This window comes from Kordia sp. E (assembly GCF_056033805.1).
Genome location: NZ_JBRASR010000002.1, coordinates 913,550 through 935,282, shown reverse-complemented (window position 1 = coordinate 935,282; position 21,733 = coordinate 913,550). Strand labels below are relative to the sequence as shown.

At 32.5% G+C, this 21,733-nt stretch carries 18 protein-coding genes and 1 tRNA gene; 6 read left to right on the top strand and 13 right to left on the bottom strand.

What is annotated here, in order from left to right; all coding sequences use genetic code 11:
* The first annotated feature begins 60 nt into the window (after positions 1 to 60).
* A complete protein-coding gene (locus tag ACUUYC_RS07190) occupies positions 61 to 2,490 on the top strand; it encodes a TonB-dependent receptor domain-containing protein (protein ID WP_474264961.1) in 2,430 nt (809 codons plus the stop codon).
* A 60-nt stretch (positions 2,491 to 2,550) separates the two neighbouring features.
* Positions 2,551 to 3,543, top strand: coding sequence for a tRNA dihydrouridine synthase DusB (gene dusB / locus ACUUYC_RS07185; protein ID WP_474264960.1), 993 nt, complete (start codon positions 2,551 to 2,553; stop codon positions 3,541 to 3,543).
* 61 nt (positions 3,544 to 3,604) lie between these two features.
* Here dusB and ACUUYC_RS07180 read toward each other — a convergent pair whose 3' ends face one another.
* Positions 3,605 to 4,816: an ABC transporter permease gene (locus ACUUYC_RS07180; protein ID WP_474264959.1), complete on the bottom strand. Its 1,212-nt coding sequence runs from the start codon at positions 4,814 to 4,816 to the stop codon at positions 3,605 to 3,607.
* On the bottom strand, positions 4,817 to 5,209 hold the full coding sequence (rbfA, locus tag ACUUYC_RS07175) for a 30S ribosome-binding factor RbfA (RefSeq protein ID WP_474266360.1): 393 nt from the start codon (positions 5,207 to 5,209) through the stop codon (positions 4,817 to 4,819).
* Between the two features lie 192 nt (positions 5,210 to 5,401).
* Between rbfA and mce the strand changes: the two genes are divergently transcribed.
* Both mce and ACUUYC_RS07165 read left to right on the top strand, forming a co-directional pair.
* On the top strand, positions 5,402 to 5,803 hold the full coding sequence (gene mce, locus ACUUYC_RS07170; RefSeq protein WP_474264957.1) for a methylmalonyl-CoA epimerase: 402 nt from the start codon (positions 5,402 to 5,404) through the stop codon (positions 5,801 to 5,803).
* Between the two features lie 52 nt (positions 5,804 to 5,855).
* Positions 5,856 to 5,929: transfer RNA gene (locus ACUUYC_RS07165), tRNA-Ile, on the top strand.
* Positions 5,930 to 5,993: 64 nt separating this feature from the next.
* On the opposite strand, the gene ACUUYC_RS07160 is transcribed toward ACUUYC_RS07165, so the two are convergent.
* From ACUUYC_RS07160 to ACUUYC_RS07135, 6 genes are all read right to left on the bottom strand, one after another.
* Positions 5,994 to 6,980, bottom strand: coding sequence for an alpha/beta fold hydrolase (locus ACUUYC_RS07160; RefSeq protein WP_474264956.1), 987 nt, complete (start codon positions 6,978 to 6,980; stop codon positions 5,994 to 5,996).
* 36 nt (positions 6,981 to 7,016) lie between these two features.
* Complete coding sequence (locus ACUUYC_RS07155) at positions 7,017 to 7,427, bottom strand: nuclear transport factor 2 family protein (protein ID WP_474264955.1); 411 nt, start codon at positions 7,425 to 7,427, stop codon at positions 7,017 to 7,019.
* A gap of 68 nt (positions 7,428 to 7,495) precedes the next feature.
* Positions 7,496 to 8,056 (bottom strand): TetR/AcrR family transcriptional regulator, encoded by a 561-nt coding sequence (locus ACUUYC_RS07150; protein WP_474264954.1) that lies wholly within the window; start codon positions 8,054 to 8,056, stop codon positions 7,496 to 7,498.
* Between the two features lie 153 nt (positions 8,057 to 8,209).
* The gene (locus ACUUYC_RS07145) at positions 8,210 to 8,794 is read right to left on the bottom strand and encodes a hypothetical protein (RefSeq protein WP_474264952.1); all 585 of its coding nucleotides are present in this window, start codon (positions 8,792 to 8,794) and stop codon (positions 8,210 to 8,212) included.
* Positions 8,795 to 8,803: 9 nt separating this feature from the next.
* On the bottom strand, positions 8,804 to 9,382 hold the full coding sequence (locus ACUUYC_RS07140; protein WP_474264950.1) for a YceI family protein: 579 nt from the start codon (positions 9,380 to 9,382) through the stop codon (positions 8,804 to 8,806).
* A gap of 18 nt (positions 9,383 to 9,400) precedes the next feature.
* Positions 9,401 to 9,934 (bottom strand): hypothetical protein, encoded by a 534-nt coding sequence (locus tag ACUUYC_RS07135; RefSeq protein WP_474264948.1) that lies wholly within the window; start codon positions 9,932 to 9,934, stop codon positions 9,401 to 9,403.
* A gap of 106 nt (positions 9,935 to 10,040) precedes the next feature.
* Between ACUUYC_RS07135 and ACUUYC_RS07130 the strand changes: the two genes are divergently transcribed.
* Positions 10,041 to 10,919 (top strand): winged helix-turn-helix domain-containing protein, encoded by an 879-nt coding sequence (locus ACUUYC_RS07130; RefSeq protein WP_474264946.1) that lies wholly within the window; start codon positions 10,041 to 10,043, stop codon positions 10,917 to 10,919.
* Position 10,920: 1 nt separating this feature from the next.
* On the opposite strand, the gene ACUUYC_RS07125 is transcribed toward ACUUYC_RS07130, so the two are convergent.
* Both ACUUYC_RS07125 and ACUUYC_RS07120 read right to left on the bottom strand, forming a co-directional pair.
* Positions 10,921 to 11,613 (bottom strand): LytR/AlgR family response regulator transcription factor, encoded by a 693-nt coding sequence (locus ACUUYC_RS07125; RefSeq protein ID WP_474264944.1) that lies wholly within the window; start codon positions 11,611 to 11,613, stop codon positions 10,921 to 10,923.
* Positions 11,610 to 12,722: a sensor histidine kinase gene (locus tag ACUUYC_RS07120; protein WP_474264942.1), complete on the bottom strand. Its 1,113-nt coding sequence runs from the start codon at positions 12,720 to 12,722 to the stop codon at positions 11,610 to 11,612. The genes ACUUYC_RS07125 and ACUUYC_RS07120 overlap by 4 nt, the downstream gene beginning before the upstream one ends.
* Positions 12,723 to 12,930: 208 nt before the next feature.
* Here ACUUYC_RS07120 and ACUUYC_RS07115 point away from each other — a divergent pair, with 208 nt between their 5' ends.
* A complete protein-coding gene (locus ACUUYC_RS07115) occupies positions 12,931 to 13,905 on the top strand; it encodes an alpha/beta fold hydrolase (protein ID WP_474264940.1) in 975 nt (324 codons plus the stop codon).
* 70 nt (positions 13,906 to 13,975) lie between these two features.
* Here ACUUYC_RS07115 and ACUUYC_RS07110 read toward each other — a convergent pair whose 3' ends face one another.
* The 3 genes from ACUUYC_RS07110 to ACUUYC_RS07100 form a co-directional block, all read right to left on the bottom strand.
* Entirely contained in the window at positions 13,976 to 16,897 is a 2,922-nt protein-coding gene (locus tag ACUUYC_RS07110) for a GEVED domain-containing protein (RefSeq protein WP_474264938.1), read from the bottom strand.
* A 239-nt stretch (positions 16,898 to 17,136) separates the two neighbouring features.
* A complete protein-coding gene (locus tag ACUUYC_RS07105; RefSeq protein WP_474264936.1) occupies positions 17,137 to 18,453 on the bottom strand; it encodes a TolC family protein in 1,317 nt (438 codons plus the stop codon).
* A complete protein-coding gene (locus ACUUYC_RS07100) occupies positions 18,443 to 21,730 on the bottom strand; it encodes an efflux RND transporter permease subunit (protein WP_474264934.1) in 3,288 nt (1,095 codons plus the stop codon). The genes ACUUYC_RS07105 and ACUUYC_RS07100 overlap by 11 nt, the downstream gene beginning before the upstream one ends.
* Between the last annotated feature and the right edge of the window lie 3 nt (positions 21,731 to 21,733).

The window sequence follows — 21,733 nt, the reverse complement described above, 5'->3', positions numbered from 1 at the left end:
GCAAAGATTTTTTAATTATATATGTAGCTTTTTTTCTACATTAAATAAAAATGAATATATTTGCGCCCAATTAACCAAACCATTGCCATGAACCTAAAAATCACAAGTTTATTTGTGTTTTTTACATTTTTCACAGTATTCGGACAAGAAAGCTACCAAGTCTCGGGTAAGCTAATTGCATCCGATTCAGAAGCTGCAATTGCATTTGCCAATGCAGTATTGCTTCAAGATGGTACTGTGGTAAAGGGAAATTCTTCGGATGCTTCTGGTATATTTTTGATTTCCAATGTTACTTCCGGAAAGTACACACTAAACATTAGTTTTTTAGGATTTAAAACATACAGTAAAGAGATTAATGTTACTTCAAAAACGGATTTAGGAACTATTGCACTTCAAAAAGATTTAGAATCACTAGATGGTGTTGTCATAACATCAAAGAAACCTATTCTAAAACGTGAAATAGATCGTTTGGTATTTAATGTAGAAGGAACTGCATTAACAGAAGAAAACACATGGGAAGTGTTGCGTAGAACGCCCGGAGTTATTGTAATTAACAATACATTATCTATAAAAAATAGTACACCAACGGTATATATAAATGATCGAAAAGTACATTTATCAGCAAGTGAAATCTATCAATTATTAGAAGGAACGCCAGCACAAAATGTAAAATCGGTTGAGGTAATTACTAATCCGCCAGCAAAATATGATGCACAAGGTGGAACTATTTTGAACATTGTAATGTCACAAAACCTTATTCTTGGTTACAATGGAAGTATATATGGAAACTTTACACAAGGAGTTTTTCCACGGTACAATGCAGGAATGAACCATTTTTACAAGCGTGGTAAATTCAACATCTTTGGAGGTTATAGTTACACACAAACGAAAATTAATCGAGATAACTTTGAAAGTATTAACTATTTAGACAATAATGAAACAACTTCAATTTGGAATTCTGACATCAATAGAAATACAAGACAAAAGCGACATAATGCTAATTTGAATATTGATTATGAGTTTGATGCAAAAAATACTTTGAGTTTTTCAGGAAGCTTATTATACAATCCATATTGGAAACGTAGAACGTTAACCAATTCCATTGTGGATGACCAAACTGTTACAAACGAAGATTTTTCATTAGCTGCAATTAATAATTATAGTCAAGATAAACATAACTTGGGTTTAAATTTAGATTATATACATCGTTTTGAAAAAGAAGGTGAAAAGCTTTCTGCAAATGTACATTACACGGATTATGATAGAGGCGGTGATCAACATGTATTTACAGATTATACTATAGTTTCTAATCCTGATTTTACAACTGCATTTACAACACATGCCAATCAAAAAACTAATATTATAAGTGGACAAATTGATTACGAGTTACCAATAAGTGAATCGGCTACTTTTGAAACAGGAATAAAAGCTGCAAGTATAGAAACTGATAGTAATTTATGGCAATTTAACATTCAAAATAACATTCCTGTCTTGGATACAAGTAATTCAGACACATTTCAATATGATGAATCAATCTATGCTGGATATGTGAGTTACGCTAAAAGTTGGGATAAATGGAGTTTGAAAGTAGGTTTTAGAGGTGAACAAACTGAACTCAAAGGAAACTCATTGAGTACAAATCAAGTGAATACACAAAACTACTTTGAATTATTTCCAAGCGCTTATATAAGTCATAAGGTGTCAGATAAGTTTAATGTGTATGCAGACTTTAGTCGAAGAATTCAAAGGCCAAATTTTGATGATTTGAACCCTTTTAGATATAATTTTACAGACTTTTCATTTGTAACAGGAAACCCACGATTACAACCATCTATTACTAATAATTACAAGGTAGGTGTTGAGATCAGCGATAAATTCTTCATAGAAGCATATTATACATATGACAAAGGAGCTATTTATGAATTAACGCTACAAGACAATGAAAATGATGTATTACAATATGTTGCTTCTAATGTAGAAAATAACGTAAACTATGGTTTAGATTTTGTAACATACTTTTCTATATTAGACACATGGGATATTTCTGTGGTAACTTCTATGTTTAATCTTGAAGATACATTTACGTTAGATAATGTGAGTGTTTCACAAAAAAAATGGTCAAATTATACATCTATTGATAATAATTTTACCTTTTTAAAAGATCAAAGCTTAACAGCGAATCTTTCGTTTTTATATATTTCATCTAATATTCAAGGTTTATCAGAAATATCAGATAGAAACTTAGTAAACCTTTCACTTCGTAAAAACTTGTGGAATAAGAAAGTTACATTATCATTAACGTTAAGTGATATTTTCAATGGACAAGAGTTTACAAAAACAACTCGATTTGTAAATCAAAATAGTGCGTATCTTGCTAATTATGATATGCAAACTATCCGTTTTGGGTTTCGTTACAACTTCGGAAATACCAAACTCAGCACAAATCAGCGAACGAAATCTTCCGCAGAGCAAGAACGTTTAAAAGAATAGTCTTTTATGCCGTTATAAATTTTCATGTATCTTTGCCAAATCTTTTAAGAATAACATATTGTGGTCAAAATAGGAGACATAGAATTGCCAGACTTTCCATTGCTTTTAGCACCTATGGAAGATGTAAGTGATCCGCCATTCCGAGCATTATGCAAAGAACAAGGCGCAGATGTAGTATATACAGAATTTATTTCTTCTGAAGGACTGATTCGTGATGCTGCAAAAAGTACCATGAAGCTTGATATTTATGAGAAAGAACGTCCTGTTGGAATTCAAATTTTTGGTGCAAACTTAGATTCTATGCTACAATCGGTGGAGATTGTCGAAAAATCAGATCCAGATATTATTGACATCAATTTTGGTTGTCCTGTAAAAAAGGTTGTAAGCAAAGGTGCTGGCGCAGGAATTTTAAAAGATATAGATTTAATGGTTTCTTTAACGAAAGCGATGGTAGAACATACCAAATTGCCTGTGACGGTAAAAACGCGCTTAGGATGGGATCATGATTCTATAAAAATTGTAGAAGTTGCCGAACGTTTGCAAGATGTAGGTTGTGCAGCTATTGCAATTCACGGACGTACGCGTGCACAAATGTATAAAGGTGAAGCCGATTGGCATCCGATTGCAGCTGTGAAAAACAACCAACGTATGCACATTCCAGTATTTGGAAATGGTGATGTAAATTCTCCTGAAAAGGCAATGCTTATGCGTGACGAATTTGGCTTAGATGGCGCAATGATTGGTCGTGCAAGTATTGGATATCCTTGGTTTTTTAGAGAAATAAAACACTTTTTTGAAACAGGAACACATATGGCAAAACCAACAATGGATGAACGTGTTGATGCTGCCCGACGTCATTTGCAAATGTCTATTGATTGGAAAGGTGAACGTTTAGGTGTTTTTGAAACACGCAGACATTACACCAACTACTTTAAAGGAATTCCACATTTTAAAGAGTACAGACAACGCATGGTTACTACAGACGATTCTGCTGGCGTTTTTCAGGTATTCGATGAGGTATACGAGAAGTTCGGAGATCATCAATTTGTGTAAAATCACTTCTTTTGTCATTCCTGCTTAGACAGGAATCCATTATTATTTATGTAGATTAGAATTAAGAATTCGCAATAAAGTTTCTATTAATACGGTTACTTGCAATAAAAGAAGCTAGCACGCCTAAAATTGTAATGGTCAAGAATACCGTAACGCAATTCATAAAGCGCAATTCTACAGGATATGGCAAGCTAGGTGTTATGTAAAATAGTTTAAATTGTAATTGGCAGAAAATCACAATCACGCCAAGTGTAATCCCTAATAAACCTCCTAAAACAGTAATAATAATTCCTTGAAAGAAGAAAACTTGCTTGATTTCTCTAACAGTTGTTCCCATGCTAAACAAGGTTTTCATGTTGTTACGTTTGTCTAAAATCATCATAACAATTGCACCAACAACATTAAACAACGCAAGAATTAACACCAATGTAAAAATTAAGTAAATCGCAATATTTTCAGTGTTTAGCATCTTGTATAATGCATCGTTTAGCTCAATTCTATTTTTAATTAAAACCTCATTATCAAAAATAGTAGAAATCTGTTCTTTTACACTAGTTTGATCCGCTTCAGGCTTTAATTTAAACTCTATATGTGTAATTTGATTTGCTTTTAAATCAAGTAATTCTTGTGCTAATTCTAAATTTGTAAAGACATATTTACTATCTAAATCTTCATTAATTCGATAAATACCTTCAGTAACTACTTTAATTTTTTCATACGGACTTTTAGAACTACTGGTAATGCTTTTTGTACCAGGTTTTGGGACAATAATTTCTAATAAATTGCTATAATCTTGTGCTACAATACCTAAAAGGTTAGCGGTTCCGACACCAACAACAACTTCATCAAATACTTCTGGGTTTATCCAATTTCCCACATACATAATGCTATCAATTGCGTTGACATTTATGAAAGAAGCATCAATACCTTTTATGCTTGCAATATGATGTTTACTATTCAAACTCAGTACAACACGTTCTTCTACCACTTGTGAAAAGGAAATGATTCCAGGAACTTCTTCTAACGCTTTTAATTGGGTCTCGCTTACGCGAAAGGACTTTCCGGTAGCCGCTTCAATTTTAATATCAGGATCAAAATCATTGCTAAATGACAAGCTAAACGTTTTTAATCCTGCAAAGCCAGAAAGTACAATAAACAAAGCCAATGCACCAATAACAACAACAACACTTGTAATAATGTTGATGATGTTAATAGCATTTTGCGAACTTTTAGAAAGCAAATATCGCTTGGCTATGTAGAAAGCAAATTTCAATTATGTTTTCTTTCTTTTATCTAACAAATCACGGTCTTCAATAGGGTTTTCTTCTCCTTTTAAAGATTTTTCAATGTTTTCAATATATTCTAAAGAATCGTCTACATAAAACGTTAAACTCGGAACTTTACGCAATTGATGCTTTACACGTTGTGCCAATTCATGCTTAATTAAAGGAGCATTTGATTGAATTCCTTCTAATAATTCTTTTCCTTTATTATGTGGAAAAATACTTAGATATACTTTTGCTACGGAAAGATCAACCGTAACATTTACTTTCGTTACTGAAATAATAATATTTTTTAATCCGCCACCACGTGCAGCGCCTTGCAAAATGTCTACCAAATCTTTTTGTAAAACACCTGCTATTTTTTTCTGTCTGTTACTTTCGATATCACTCATAATGCTGCAAAAATAGAATATTAAGACCATAAAACGTTGACATTGCTGCTGAATTACAATAACTTTGCTCAATAATTGAGATTTAAACGTTCAAAGGCTTGTGTTGAAAATGGTATTTATACATTCTTTTTCATGTCTTTAGCGTTTATATAAAGGTAGTTGATAGTTAAATTATAGAAATACGTGAATAAAATAGAACATATTGGAATTGCCGTCAAAGATATTGAAGCATCCAACCAATTATTTGCCAAATTGTTCAACAAGGAGCATTATAAAATGGAAGAAGTAGCTAGTGAAGGCGTAAAAACCTCTTTCTTCCAGTTGGGCGAAAGTAAAATAGAACTTTTGGAAGCAACACGAGACGATAGTCCAATTGCAAAATTTATTGCTAAAAAAGGTGAAGGTGTACATCATATCGCATTTGATGTAACGGACATTCATGCAGAAGTAGAACGACTTAAGAGTGAGGGTTTTATCGTGCTAAACGAAACACCAAAAAAAGGTGCTGATAACAAATTAGTGGTTTTTTTACACCCAAAATCTACCAATGGTACACTAATAGAGTTGTGTCAAGAGATAATTTAATGCAGTTATATTTTTTCGGAATTAAAAAAAATAGTAATATTGCACCCGCATTGGTCCCATAGCTCAGCTGGTTAGAGCATCTGACTCATAATCAGAGGGTCCTTGGTTCGAGCCCAAGTGGGACCACCTATTAAAGCGAAAGCCTTTCAGTTTCCTGAAAGGCTTTTTTGTTTTAAAATATCTATAAAGCCTATTTTATATTGTTCTTTTTCAAGAATTTTAAAATATAGTTAGCAATTTCATCGCCTTTTTCTTCTAAAGCAAAATGTCCAGTGTCTAATAAATGCATTTCTACATTTTTTAAATCTCTTTTATAAGGATGTGCGCCTTCAGCAGGAAATATTTGGTCATTTTTTCCCCAAACAATTAACGTTGGTGGTTGATGTTTTCTAAAATATGCTTGCCATTCTGGATACAACAGAACATTGGTTCTATAATCATAAAACATCGCTAATTGAATCTCGTTATTTTCTTCTCTTGTTAGGTGTTGTAAATCTATCTGCCAGTTGTCAGGACTAATTTTTGACGGATCTTGTACACCATGTGTATATTGCCATTTTAGACCATCTATTGAATGGAACCCTTCTAATGATTTTGCTTTTTCAGGTGTATAATCGTTCCAAAACTTTTTAAGAGGAATCCAGAAATCGCGTAAACCTTCATCATAAGCGTTTCCGTTTTGAATAATTAATGATTCTACTCGATTAGGGTATTTTGCTGCAATTCTAAAACCAATTGGTGCACCATAATCCATTAAATAGATACTGTATTTTTTGACCTTTAATTCTTTTAAGAAACCTTCAACAACTTTCGACATATTGTCAAACGTATACTTGAAGTCTTTCATTTTTGGTTGATCACTTCTACCAAAACCAGGGTAATCAGGAGCTAATACATGATATTGAACAGACAAGTCTGTTATTAAATTACGAAACATATGTGATGATGTTGGATAACCATGTAATAATAAGATGGTTGGCTTATTTATATTTCCTGCTTCACGATAAAAGATGTTTACACCATTTACTTTTACATTTTTATGAAATGTAGGTTGTGTTGTTTTTTCTTTTGGCATTTCTTTTTTCATTCTTGTTGTTGTATTAAAAGAGAATAATCCTAATGATAGTGCAATTATAGCTGCAATACCTATTACTGTTTTTAAAATTTGTGTTTTCATGTTTTTGTGTTTATTATAATTTCTTGATTTTATTGACTATTTAAACTTTCGTTCCGTTTCTTTGATGTTAATATCATTAGCGCTCATGTCTCGGATTTGCATTAAACCTTCTTCATCAAATTCCCAATGTTCGTTGCCATGCGTTCTTTTCCATTGACCTGAAACTGCATCTTGCCATTCATATTCAAATCGAACAGAGATTCTATTTTCAGTAAATGACCATAAATATTTTTTTAGTTTGTAATGCAGTTCTTTATTCCATTTGTCTGATAAAAATTTAGCAATTGCTTTTCTTCCAGTAAAGAATAGATCTCTATTTCTCCATTGCGAGTCTAAGGAGTAAGCCATAGATACTTTTTCTGGGTTTTTACTATTCCAGGCGTCTTCAGCCGCTTGTACTTTTGCTGTTGCAGATTCTTTTGTAAAAGGTGGTGTTATTTTTTTCATAATGTAAAATATATACAGACAAGTCTGTTTTTTTAAATGTTAGTAAATTATATTTTTGTTAGTACTATTTAAGCTAAAAGTGCTTCACAGGTTATTTTTGCTGCTTTAATTGGCCAGTTATTTTTTTGAATTTGTGATAATATAATAGAGCCTTCCATTGATACGAGAATTTGATCTCCTAATTGAGTTGTATTTCTTGTATTATATTCGGGTGATTCTTTTAATAATCCGTGAATCCATTTTCGTAATTCATTTTTATGTAAAACAACTTGATCTTTAATTTTTTGTTGATCTTTAGGTAAATCTGTAATTATATTTTGAAAACCACAGCCTCTAAAGTTTACACTTGTTAGCCAGTCGTTTAAATAGTCGAAACTCTTTAAAAGTTGATCTTTAGTATTCGTTTCTTCAGATATATAACTCAATAAATCTCCAACCCAATTTATATGTTTTCTTTTTAAATATTCTACAGCAATGTCTTCTTTAGACCTGAAATGTTGGTACATGCTTGCTTTTGCAACATTGGCTTCAGCAATGATTTGATTAATTCCTGTTTGATTGTAACCTTCAGTATAAAATAATTCTGAAGCAGTTTCTATAATGCGTTCTTTTACGCCTAATTTTTTCATGGGTCAAATATATAAACACTTTCAAACAAACAGACAGGTTTGTATGTTTTTAACATATAATTAACAAATTGTAGATTGTTATAAACCTTCTATGAATGCATAAAAGCCTTTCAATTTCCCGAAAGGCTTTAGCTTGTATGTTTTAAGTAATATCTAACCTTCACAAGGTTTTTTACGAATTTTTATTGCATTCAATTCATTCCAAATAGTATGTTCTAATGGTTTTGGAGAAAAACGAAACATGACCATTGATTTCTGCTTTTTAGCACAATAGTATTGTTTCACGGTACAATATATGGTCATAATATCTCTGGTGTGAAACGAATTGTATATTTGAAGCTTTCCAACAAATTCATTTGCATTGTTTTCTTTTTGAAGTACAAAAGCAATCGTTTTTGGCAATACTTTGCCTTTATCTTTGTTCACACCAGCCATTAAACCGTCAAAATAGTATTGCAAATCAGTTTCTAAATCGGTTGCTGTTAATTTTTTGTCTAAATCAACATCCCAAACAAATGCATATGTCCAATAACCATCACTTTTTTGTTTTGACCAATCTGGAGAAAAACGTAATTCTTCCACGCCTTTATATGGAATTTCAGGCGCAAAGTGTAATGGCATCTTAATGATTTCTTTTCCCCAAGAAACATCTGAAGTTAATAAATTTGTTTCTTGCTTTTTTTGCCCAAATACATTGATTGCCCAAAAAAATATAATTAAAAGTAGCGGATATTTCATGTCTACAAATTACAAACTTAATGTTACATCAAAACCAATAGCATCCGAAATGGCTTTGTCTTTCAATTTACTATTGTAATTAATTCCCCAACGTGTTCGATCAATTTTGAACTTTGTTTTCATCGTTTTTTTGTCAAAATCAAGTTCTGCCTGAAACTTTACAGATTGTGTAACTCCTTTAATTGTCAAATTGGCTTTTGCTTCAAAACTCGTTGTATCATGATAACGTATACTTGTAATGACTAAGGTTGCCGTTGGATGAGTATTTACTTCAAAGAAGTCAGTATCTTTTAAATGATCTGTTAAACCTTTATTACCATCAACATTCATATCAGTAGCTTCAAGCGTATGCAAATCAATCGTAAAAGTTCCACCTGAAATTTTACCATCAGCTTTGGTAAAATAACCTTCTTTAAACTTTACAAAACCAAAATGTCCACTAAAGTAAAAACTATAATCACAGGACCATTTTATGTCACTTTTAGAGGTGTTAATAGGAAGTTGCTCTTGTTCATATAATTCATCTTGTGCATTTGAAAATACGATTGAAAATAACGTGAATACGAATAGTAAAATATATTTTTTCATCTGTTTTTAATTTTATGATTACTGTTTTGTGTTTGTACGTTTAATTTTTAGGTTTCCGGATGTATTTGTAATGGTAAAATGTACTTTTTCTAATGTGCAACGTGGTTCAATCGTAAATTGAATCAAACCAGAAACTTCAAAATCATTTGTATCAGAAATGGTAAATTGTTGTGTGTGTATGGTATTTTCTGTTACAAAGTTTACAGGATTGCCAGTCCAAGGATCTGTACTTTCTTTCGATAGTGGAGTTTCTGAAAATTTTCCATTCGCGCTAAGCTTTGTATTTTCTTCAATAATCATGGAAAAAATACCTGAATACTCACCTTTAGAGTTTGGAGAAACATAATGTGCATCTTCACCCAATTCCATCTCAATAATTAAGTTGTATGTAGTGTTCTTTAATTTTTCAATTTGAAATTTAATATTGTATGGTTCCACTGTTTTTATAGCTTCTTCTTGTAAAGGAAGTTTTGTGTTTATGTCTAATTGATCATGATTTGTGTTATAGCTTATGCTTAAAAAAACTACAACGAGTGTGATAAACTTGCTCATTTTTTGAATGTTTTGATTTTGAAGTAAAACTAGATCGAACACGTATTAAAAAATGTCAAAAAAGTGCAAAAGAAGTGTCAACAGTTGTAAAAAGTCACGAAATTGTATGTTATTTACAGCAATTATGGGCAAAAAACGTATTTATCTATATAGTGTATTGATATTGATTGGGTTATTGATTTGGCAATTTTCAAAACCTAATAAGGCAGAAACGCAGTTTTCCGAAAAGGTAAAGATTGCATTACGTGATGCTGGAAACAAGTTATTGTTAACCGAAAAAGACAGTACTTCTTTAATTTTGCCTGTCAAAGAAATTAAAAGACTCAAATATGAGCTTTCCTTTCAAAGTCAACTCACGTTTGAACCAAGTACGTTGGTCGCAATTGTTGAAGATAGTTTTAAAAAGGCAAAACTTCCTCCGCAATACCTTGTTGAGGTAATTCAGTGTACAGATGGAGAAGTTGGATATAGTTATCAAATGACCGAATTTGACGAAACGACTATTATACCGTGTAGAAGTCGTTCGTTGCCTGAAAATTGCTATACTGTTGAAGTCCGATTTACAGAAGTTAAAACAGCATATACCAACATAGCAGGCTTTTTATATGGTATTATTATTTTGATTTTCATTGTGATGGAATTGTTCTTTTTTAGAAAAAAACCAATAGAAACCACACCAGAAATTAACGAAAAGTATGCACAATTGGGAAGTTTTCAATTTTTCCCAGATCAGAATAAATTGATAAAAGAAGCAACCGAAATTAGCTTATCAAAGAAAGAATGTGAATTGCTGAAGATTTTCATTGCAAACCCAAATCAGATTGTCACTCGTGACGAATTAACGAAGAAGGTTTGGGAAGACAATGGCGTTATTGTCGGCAGAAGTTTGGACACGTATATTTCAAAAATTCGCAAAAAACTTAAAGAAGACGACGCTATTAAACTTACCAATGTACATGGCGTTGGGTATAAGTTGGAAGTATAGATTATTCTTTGCGAAAGAGCTGTTTTAAATTATGCTTATACGTTTGCCCAATAGGTACAAAATGCTCTCTAATTGTGATCCGATTTCCTTCTATTGTCTTTATTTTACTAGTTGCAACAATGAAAGACTTGTGTACTCTCAAAAAGTCAGAAACAGGTAATAAGGTTTCCAAAGAGGAGATTTTTTCATGACTTATGATCATTTCGTGCGTTAAAAACACCTTTGTATAGTTTCCAGATGCTTCAATAAATAAAATATCGCCAAGTTGTATTTGATGCATTTTTTTATCGCCTTTAAGGAAAAAACTAGCATTCTTTTTTTCAGGAGAAACAGCTAAAGTCGCATGTTCGTGAGCAATAACTTTATTGATTGCTTTTAAAAAACGTTCAAACGAAAAAGGTTTTAGTAAATAATCGGAAATGTTTAATTCGTATCCTTCCAAAGCAAACTCTTCATAAGCTGAAGTCACAATTACTTTTGGAAATTGCTGCATTGTTTTTAATAACTCAAAACCAGAGAGTTTAGGCATATTAATGTCCAAAAAAATTAAATCAACACTATTGTTTTTTAATAGTTGCATTGCTTCAAAGGCATCATAACAGTTCCCTGTTTTTTGGAGATATGATAGGTTTTCGCAATATCCTTCTATGATACGATGGGCAATAGGTTCGTCGTCAATAATACAATAATTCATAGTATTTCAAGATTTAGATGGACTGTATAGATAGTTGCAGTTTGCTCCACAATTAATTCATGTCGATCATGGTATAAATAGTCTAATCTTTTTTTCAAATTTTCCAAACCAATTCCATGTGTGTGATTTGATTCAACGTCATCAAAATTATTTTTAATTGTAAAAACAAGTTGATCTTCGTGTGATTGCATTTGAAGATGAATAAAAGCATTTTTCCGCATTTTTTCTACACCATGCTTAAAAGCGTTTTCTAGTAAAATAATAAATAACAACGGAGCAACTTTTAAATCTTTTTTCACATCATGAGTAAATGTAATTTCTACATTTTTTTGATAGCGGATTTTATGTAATTCAATGTAATTTTCAAGATAACGAATTTCATCTTTTACGAATACGAAATCTTTTTTACCTTCATAAACCGTATAACGCATCATATCGGAAAGTTTTAAAACGACTTCTGGAGCTTTTTCAGATTTTTCAATAATCAAACCATACAAATTATTCAACGTATTAAAGAAAAAATGCGGATTGATTTGACTTTTAAGTGATGATAATTCCGCTTTTGCTTTATCTGTTTTTAGTGTTTTTAACCAACGCCATTGTTCGTAAATCCATAAACTTATAAAAACAGGAATAGGAATTACTACAAAGTTGAGGAAGTTTTGGTGGTGATCTTCTATATAATTAGGCAGCATTCTAAAGATGAAAAAGTAAGATAAAATGATACCATATGCCGACAGAATAGCAATTTTATATTTTTTGAAAAATTCAGGCGCAATAAGATAGGCAACTCCTAACCAAAATAGTATCAATAGTGGAATCGTAACAAGGCTAAATGGAATATTTATGAAGTTTTCAATAATCATGATTGCAACAAGTAACCCAACCACAATAGCAATTTTATACGGAGGAAACTTAAGAATCAAAAAAGAAAGCACCAACCAACAAAAGATGAAACTAAAGATATGTGTAGCAAAATAAATAGGTGTAGAGACGTATGCAGGTTTAATAATGATAAAACTAGCTTTACTAAGCATAATGCTCAATCCAATAGTAACAATTGCTCCTTTGATAAAAGCACCATAATTTTTTTGAAGAAAAGGAATCATAGCACAAAAATAAGATTCCTCTTAGCGATGAACAATCTTTTTGACCAACACTATATATTTTGAGTCAAACACTATTATTTTTTTATTCAATGGTATTTGTGTGTATTAAAAGTATGTGTGTGTTGCTTCTTATTTGATTCGTCAAAATAATTATAAGATGCTTTTACATGAATGTACGTTTGATCTGAATTAATCAAAAAATAGTACGATGAAAATATTCTTAAAAATTTTAAAATGGATTGGTGTATCGATAGGATCAGTATTGATGTTAATCATTTTGGCTGGTCTTGCTTTTCGTTTATTTGGAGTTGAACCACAAAAACCTGAAGGAAAACTTGTTGATATTGGCGGTTTTAAATTACATATAAATGCTGCTGGAGAAAAAAGTAACAAACCAACACTTGTTATAGAAGGTGGAGCCGGAACAGCAAGTGATTACTATTATTGGTTAAATGAAGGACTTAAAAATAGCATGCGTGTAGTTCGTTATGATCGCGCAGGAATTGGATATAGTGAGCTAAGCAATACGCCTCGTGATCCTGTAACGATTGCTAATGAATTACACTTATTATTGGAAAAATCTGGAGAATCACCTCCATATATTTTGGCAGGTCATTCGTTTGGTGGACCCTATATACGTGTGTTTACAGAATTATATCCTGATGAAGTTGTTGGAATGGTTTTTTTAGATGCATCACATCCTGAACAAGTTGAGAGAATTAATTTAACCCAAAAATCTTCCAATAAGTTTCAATTAGTATTAGGTGTTTTAAATATACAAGCAGTTTTGGGAGATATGGGAATTTTGACACTTTATGAAAGTCTTACAGGTCCTATATTAGCTGCAGAAGGATTGCCTGATGAAATTAACAACCGTACGCGCGATTTTTTTATTGATGGAAAATACGTCAGAGCCTACAGAAATGAATTGAAATGGTATCATTCAGGATTAGAACGAGCAGCAGCAGTAAATGACTTTGGTTCACTACCTATTAGAGTATTCACTGCAAATGAAGCAAATGACTCAGAATGGTTAAAAATGCAGAAAGAAATTGCTGATCTTTCTACGAACGGCACACAAACCTCTATAGATGGAAACCATGCTACTATTTTTACAAAAAAGGAAAATGCTGATATTATTTGCGCAGAAATAATTCAACTGTTAGACATTGTAAAATATTAAAAAACCACCAATAAGATCTTATTGGTGGTTTTGTATTTATTAGTGTATAAAACAATACGTTAAAACAGTACTATCTTACAATAAATTTTTGAGTTATTTTTGAGTTTATATCTGTTCCTCCTATTTTTAAAGTATATACACCAGAAGAAGCTTGTGACATATCTAATTTCATAATATAAGAATTGATAGATGACTTAGATAGATTTTTAAACTTAAGTTGTTGTCCACTTATATTATATATTGCAGCATAAACATCACCAGTATAAGAGGTATTTAATATCGCTTCAAATTGGTTTTCACCTTTGTCTATAATTTTAAGATCTGAGTTATTGATAAACGAAAACTCTTGAACACCTAAGGTTTGAATACTTGCGGTATAATCTTCCGTTTCACCATATGTTGTTTCTTCACATGCATCATCAGGAACAACACCATTCCAATTTGTTTTTGCTCTCATTCTATGGTTACCTGTAGTTGCATTGGCAGGTATTATTAAATCTAGAGTTTCAGTGAAAGTACCATTGGTTTGATTCGCACCAATTATATAATCAGTAACTACTTTTTCACTTACTTCAAAAGTATTATTATCATTAAAATCTATCCAAACAGTTAAATATTGATTCCCATAATTTGTTGTAACAGTTAATTGATACGTAGTATCAAGATCTAAACTTGCAATTTGACTTGTAAAATCACCATAACCTTCACATCCAGAACTATTGTTTATTTCAGCAACAGAAAATAATGTCAAGCCATCACCAAAGCTACAATCTTGCGAAGGTGCGCAAATTGTATTTTCAACGGTTATACTAGTGCTATTGTTGCTTGGTTCTTCATCACTACCTAATAATGTTGTACCTGTAATTAAATAGGTATCAATACTTGATAGATCTACAGTTTGCGTAAAGCTGTACTCAAGTTCTTCTTCAGGGTTAATTGTAGCAGTTATTGTTTCAGTAACAGATGCTCCACTATCTGTAGTATATTGTACAGGGATATTACTTTGTGGATTAGAACCAAAATTTCTAACAGTTACTGTTACAGTTTCGTTACCGAGATTTGTTCCGGTTGCTGGCGAACTAATACTTGTAACTCCAACATCATTACCACGTAAGTATGTAACGTCTTTACTATATGGATCATTTGCTACAAATTGGTCCGCTGTGAGTGCAGTTTTTGCTTCTAGAGCGTAAGTTTGACCATAATTTGATAAATCAATGGCTTGTGAAAAAGTATAATTTGCAACATCACCCGAATTAATTGTACCTGTAAATACTTCTGAAGCTACCAATGCGCCATCAACTCTAAGCTCTACAGGAATATTTGATTGACTTAAATTACCAAAGTTTCTTATGGTAACTTCTACAGTTTCTGAATTTGATAAAGTTCCGTTTACAGGGCTAATAATATCTACTATACCTGTATCATTATCAAAACCAGGAGATAACTTAAAAGAAGCTATTCGCGATTGCCAAACATTAGTTGCCGCAAAGTACTCGGCTGTATGCCAAAAAGTAAATCCATCGGGATCCATTGTAAGGTGTGAATAATCACCAAATCTATTAGAAAATGTTTGCACACCTCCACCAGTAATTATTGTAGTTTCAGCAACACTCATTTGGCCTAAAGGGTCTGTGTTAAAACGACCAGTGTATGCAATACCAACAGGTAAAGTACCACTAGCAATATTGAAACCTAAACCAATATTTCCTTGTAAATCTATTGCAGCAGAACCCATAAAGCGACTATTACCGTCTGTAGGTGCGTATGTACCTTCTTGATACACACTCCAACCAGTTGATGCGCTGTTTCTTAATTCAACCCAACGTATACCAGAAGTATCATTACCATCTACGTCTACATTAAATGTTATAACCCATGAGTTATGAGATCCAAAACTTCTATAATTTGCAGCATACGATATTACACCACCAATCATATCAATTTTTTGATTTGTTCCTGGTTGGTCAACATCACCTGTTCCAAATGGAGCAAATACAGAATCGAAGGCATTTAACGGAATATCTAGCGGAGCTGAAATTACGGAATTTGCAGGAACGTTCCAATCCATATCAATTTCCCATACTTTTAAATGGTCATTTGGTATTGAATTGTTCCATCCATCATCTTGAAGATATACAATATAACCTGGAGTATTAGCAGGAAAATTAGTTCCTAAAAGGTTTGCTGGCTCAGGACTAAAAACGGTATTTGGGTTATTAACGATTCCTGGTAACGAAAAACCTACAATTTGAGGGTTTGCACCACCATTTATTATCACATCTCTTTCTAATACAAATACATTTTCTGCTCCTCCTTTGTTTACAGTTAAATAGTATCCATCAGGCCATATTGAATAGTGTGGATAATCAGGTAAAGCGTCAAAAATATACTCATAAACATTATATGCTCCTGTTGGGTCGGGCGTATCTGAAACTCCTAAAACTAAAGAGTTTGGCGCTGCCCCAAATTGACTTACAAAATATCTATCGGCAAGATGATCGTACATTATAATGGGATCACCATCGTTATTTCCTGAACCCAAGAATGTACCTAAAGGTGTTGGTCCTGCTAAGAGGTTTCCCGATTTGTCAAAAATCTTTATCGCAGTATTTACAGCATTTACATAATGATTTGGTCCTGCAGCACCTGAAGGATCTGGAGGTGTAGAACCACCTGATTCATTTGCTGAAATACCATCAAAGTTCTCTTCTAAACTAAACGTTGGTGAATAGCTATTATTAGAACGTTGTCTTAATGGATCAACACCATCTATTGGAAGTCCATTAGGATTTAATTTTTCATTTGCTCTTAAATTGTTAGGAATTATTTTTATTTCGTTAACCTTGTAGGTTTGTTCTGGACTCAATACAAAGTCTCGAAGTGGCATTGTTTTCCCTAAAAAATTACCTTCAATAATTACGGTAGGGTTGTTTTGCGAAAAAATAAATGAAGTACATAGAAGAAATGGAATTAAAAATAACTTTTTCATAAAATTTTAATTGGTTAAATAGTTAGTCTCTATTGTTTTAGATAAAATTTAATTATCATGAAAAACTAAGAGATTGATTGGTCAAAATAATTCCTAAATTTTTAGGTACACAAAGGTGAATTCCTATTGAAATTTAGTGAATTATGCAATTTTTGAATAAAAGTACTGTTTTTACAACTAGTTTCAAAAAAACCTAAGAAATGCTTGTATTGAGTGTCGTCGAAATAAAAAAGTAATAGCTAGAATTTTACATTCAACAATTCACCACTTAATTGTAAAACGGTCAATTCTGCTAATTTTGCGTTGTATTTTGCTTGGTTTCGGCTGAGTTCGGCATTTAATAAATTCAATTGTGCCTGGCGAAATTCAATAGAGTTTACTTGTCCTATTTTGAACTTTTCTTTGCTGCGATCAAAATTATTTGTTGCAGTAGTAATGTTTTCTTCTTGTAATTGATAAATTAAGAGCTTATTCTGATAATCGTCCCAAGCATTATTGAAATTACGTTCCAAATCAATTAACACTTGTTCTTTTTGAAGTTGTTGATTTTCAAGTGCAATTTTTGCGTTTTTTACACGTGTTATTGTGCCTCCGCCATCAAATAGGTTCCAAGATAAATTAATGCCACCAGAAAGCCCTGTATTGGTTGAAACGGCAACAAATGAAGCTGCATTATTGTTATTTTTATTCCAACCATAGGTTCCTGTTAAACCAACTGTTGGTAGGTATTGCGATCGATTCGATTTTATATCTAACGAACTAATATTGATATTTTTTTCAATCTGTAATACTGAAACATTATTTGCCTTTGTTTTTGTCCACAAATCTTCTTTTGTGATTTCCAATAGAAAAGAAATATCTGTATTCACACTAAATTCTTCTGATAGCTTGTTTCCTAAAATTACGTTGAGGTCGCGTTTTGTATTTTTTAGTTGCTGATTCGTATTTACAATATTGATACTATCGTTATTAATATCAACTTGAGCGTTTAATACTTCCAATTTTGTGTTTTGACCATATTCAAATTGATATTCTGATCGTGTCAATCGATCTTTAGAAATAGCAAAAGTTTCTTTAATAGCTTTTGTGTTTTCAGAAAGTTGTGCTACTGAATAGTACACTGAAAAGAGTTGTAGCAATGTATTTTCAATCGTTTCGCGTGCTTCTAATTCTGAAAGCTGATGTTGTTCTTTTAATCGTTTGTAATTATATAATCGACCTAAACCATCAAATAATGTATAATTTAAGTTTACAGAAGCATTATATCGTGAACTTTCGGCACCGTTTAAAGTTGTTGTTTCTCCGTTCGAAAATTCGGCTTCAGTATTGTCCAAATTATAGGTTGCACCAGCATTTCCAGTAACTGTTGGCAAATATCCAGAGTTTAATACACTTGTATTATTTTTGGCAACTTCAACTGTATTATTGGCAATTTTAATTCCGTAGTTATGCGATAAGGTCAATTGAATTGCTTCTTCTGGCGTAAGCATTTGTTGTGCATTTGCGAACATTGTGAAGAAAACTAGTATATATATAAAGTGATTTCTATAGTTCATTTGCTTCGTTTTGTTGATTAAGAATATATTCAACTTCTTCATCTTCTATTTGTATTGCATTTTGCTTTTGTTGTAAGAGAGCGTCTTCATGCCTTTGTTCTCTTACAACACGTTCTACTTCTTCTTTGGTAATAGTTCTATTGAACCACAACCATTTTCCAGTTGTTTTGATATAATTACTAAATGATAAGAATATTGGTAACACAATTAAGGTTAATATCGTTGCAAACCCAATTCCGTATGCAATAGAAACTGCCATTGGAATTAAGAATTTTGCTTGTCTACTTTCTTCAAAAATTAACGGAGCCAAACCAGCTACAGTGGTAATTGATGTTAAGAAAATAGCTCTAAAACGTGCGCGTCCAGCTTCGTATAATGCTTCATCAAATAGCATTCCGTCTCGTAAGTTGTTATTGAATTTTCCAATTAAGACGAGTCCGTCGTTGACCATAATTCCGATAAGGGCAATAATTCCTAACATGGATAAAATATTTACCGAATAATCATGAATCCAATGTCCCCAAGCGACGGCTGGTAAACTCAACGGAATTAATAATAATAATAATAATGGCTGACTGTAACTTCTAAATGTAAATGCAATGACAATGTAGATGAGAATTAAAACCGTAATTCCTACTGGACCCAACGAATTCATCAATTTATTACGCTCTCTGTTTTGTCCTTCATATGATGGTGTTACGGTTGGATATCGTGATAAGATTTCCGGCATAATTTCATCCTTGAGTTCTGCCATAACATCGGTGGCACTTGTTTTTTTAGTGTCTTTAATGTCTGCTGAAACCTGAATTTCACGACGACCTTCCAAGTGATTAATGGCTACATCTCCGCGTTCTATGCTATAACTTGCTATTTCTTTTAAAGGAATACGTTGTCCGTTTGGTGCTACAATACGCATATTGTCTAAATTGTTGATAGAAGAACGATTAGGTTTGTCATAACGAATCCAAATGCGAATTTCATCCTGACCTCTTTGAAAACGCTGTGCTTGTGCGCCAAAAAATGCAGCTCGTACTTGCGACATCACAGTTCGGAGGTTTAAACCTAATGCGTATGCACTTTCGTTCAATTCCAAACGAATTTCTTTGATTCCTGCCGGATCTGTGTCAGTAACATCTTTTAGTAAGATATTGCCTTCTAATACTTTCTTTAACTCTGTTTTTACTGCTTTTAATTCTGAAATATTATTTCCTAATAAAGATATAGATACTGGAAGTCCACCAAAGTTTCCGCCACTTCCGTATACCAAACTTTCAATACCAATAACATCACCAACTGCTTTTTTAATACGATTTGAAACCATATTAGAACCAATTTCATTTGGACGTTCTTCACCAGGCAAAAGGTTAATTACTAAAGAAGCGGTGGAAGATCCTGGACCTACACGACGAATCATATTTTCAACCAAATATTTTTCTGAGTCTTCTCCTATATATTCATCATTTAGCTCTTTGGTCACTAATTGTGCTTTGTCTTCTATAAATGAAATAATACTATCTGTTACTTTTTCATTGGTTCCATTAGGCATATTTAGTGTAATGGTCACTCTGTCACTCGCAATTCTTGGGAAAAACGCACCTCTAATGATTCCTGCATCAAAACTTGCTTTGGTCAGAATAAGGAATACAATAAAAAATGAGAACATTAAAAACTTATGTCTTAATGCGAATCGTAATGTAGGACTGTATACTTTGTCGCGCAACCAACTCATAATAAAATCACCAAATGTATTGATGTAGCGTAGTTTTGAAAATAATCTAGGCAATAGCTTTTTAGGTTCTTCTTTCTGTGGTTGCAATGCTTTGGAATGCGCTAAATGCGCAGGTAATATGATTAAGGCTTCTACAAGCGATACAATTAAAGTTAGAATTACTACAACAGAAACTTCTCCGAAGAAATCACCAATTCTGCCATCTAAAAACAAGAAGATACTAAAGGCTAAAATCGTTGTTAGTATAGCCGAAATAATAGCAGGTAATACTTCCATAACACCATCAATAGCTGCTTCTTCAGGCGATTTCCCTTTTTCGTATTGTTGATATATGTTTTCGGCAATGACAATTCCATCATCCACCAAAATACCAATCACAATAATCATCCCGAAAAGAGATAAAACATTAATTGTTATATTGAAATAACTTGCAAACATGAACATTCCTAAAAAGGCAACAGGCAAACCAAAGGCTACCCAAAATGCCAAACGCGTATTTAGGAATAATGATAAAAATAGAAGTACCAATATCATACCTATAAAAGCATTCCAGCTAAGTAATTCGGTACGTTGTACTAAAGTGATAGATAAGTCACGTACGACATCTAGTTGTACATTATCATACTTTTGATTGAAATCAGTAATGTATTCTTTTACATTTTCTGCAGAAGAAATTAAATCTTCTGTATTGGTACTTGTGATGCTGACATTGATCGCAAGATTCCCATCAAAATAGTTGGCATTTGGTGTTTCTGAAAATTGATCGCGTACTTCGGCAACATCTTTTAATCGAATAATTCTTCCAGATGCATCTGATTTTACGACTAAGTTTGACAACTCATTTGCGTAATACGAACGTGCGTTGGCACGAATTAAATATTCTTCTGAGCTCGTTTTAATAGTTCCACCAGTAGTAATTAAACTTGCTTGGTTAATGGCGTCTGAAACTTCCGCAAATGACAAATTATAAGCTAATAAGTTAGTTTCATTAATTGCAATTTCTATTTCTTCATCTGGATATCCAGAAATTTCTATTTGAGAAATCCCGTCAATTCCACGTAAATCGTTTTCAACTTGTCGTCCAATTTGTTTTAAGGTAGCTAATGGAATATTGCTTCCACTAATGGCAAACGAAATGGTTTCACGAACGGCTTCACTCTTGGCAACTACCAAAGGTTCCATACCAGCAGGGAAAGAAGGTACACGATCTACCGCATTTTTTATTTCCAACAGCATAAAGTCGATATCTTTTCCTTTTTCGATTTCGACATTAATTGTTCCGCTATTTTCTCTTGAGGTTGAGGTTACGCGTTCTACACCATTTAATCCTTTTAGATTGTCTTCTATTTTTAGCACAATTCCTTCTTCAACTTCTTGTGGTGAAGCTCCTGGATAAACAATAGTAATGTTTACATTTTTAGAATCTGCCAGAGGGAAAAAAGAAGATTTTAACGTGTATGCACCATAAGCACCAAAAATACCAAACATGATCACAACGATATTTACGGCAACGCTGTGCTTTATAAAGTAAGCAATTAGTTTTCTCATGAC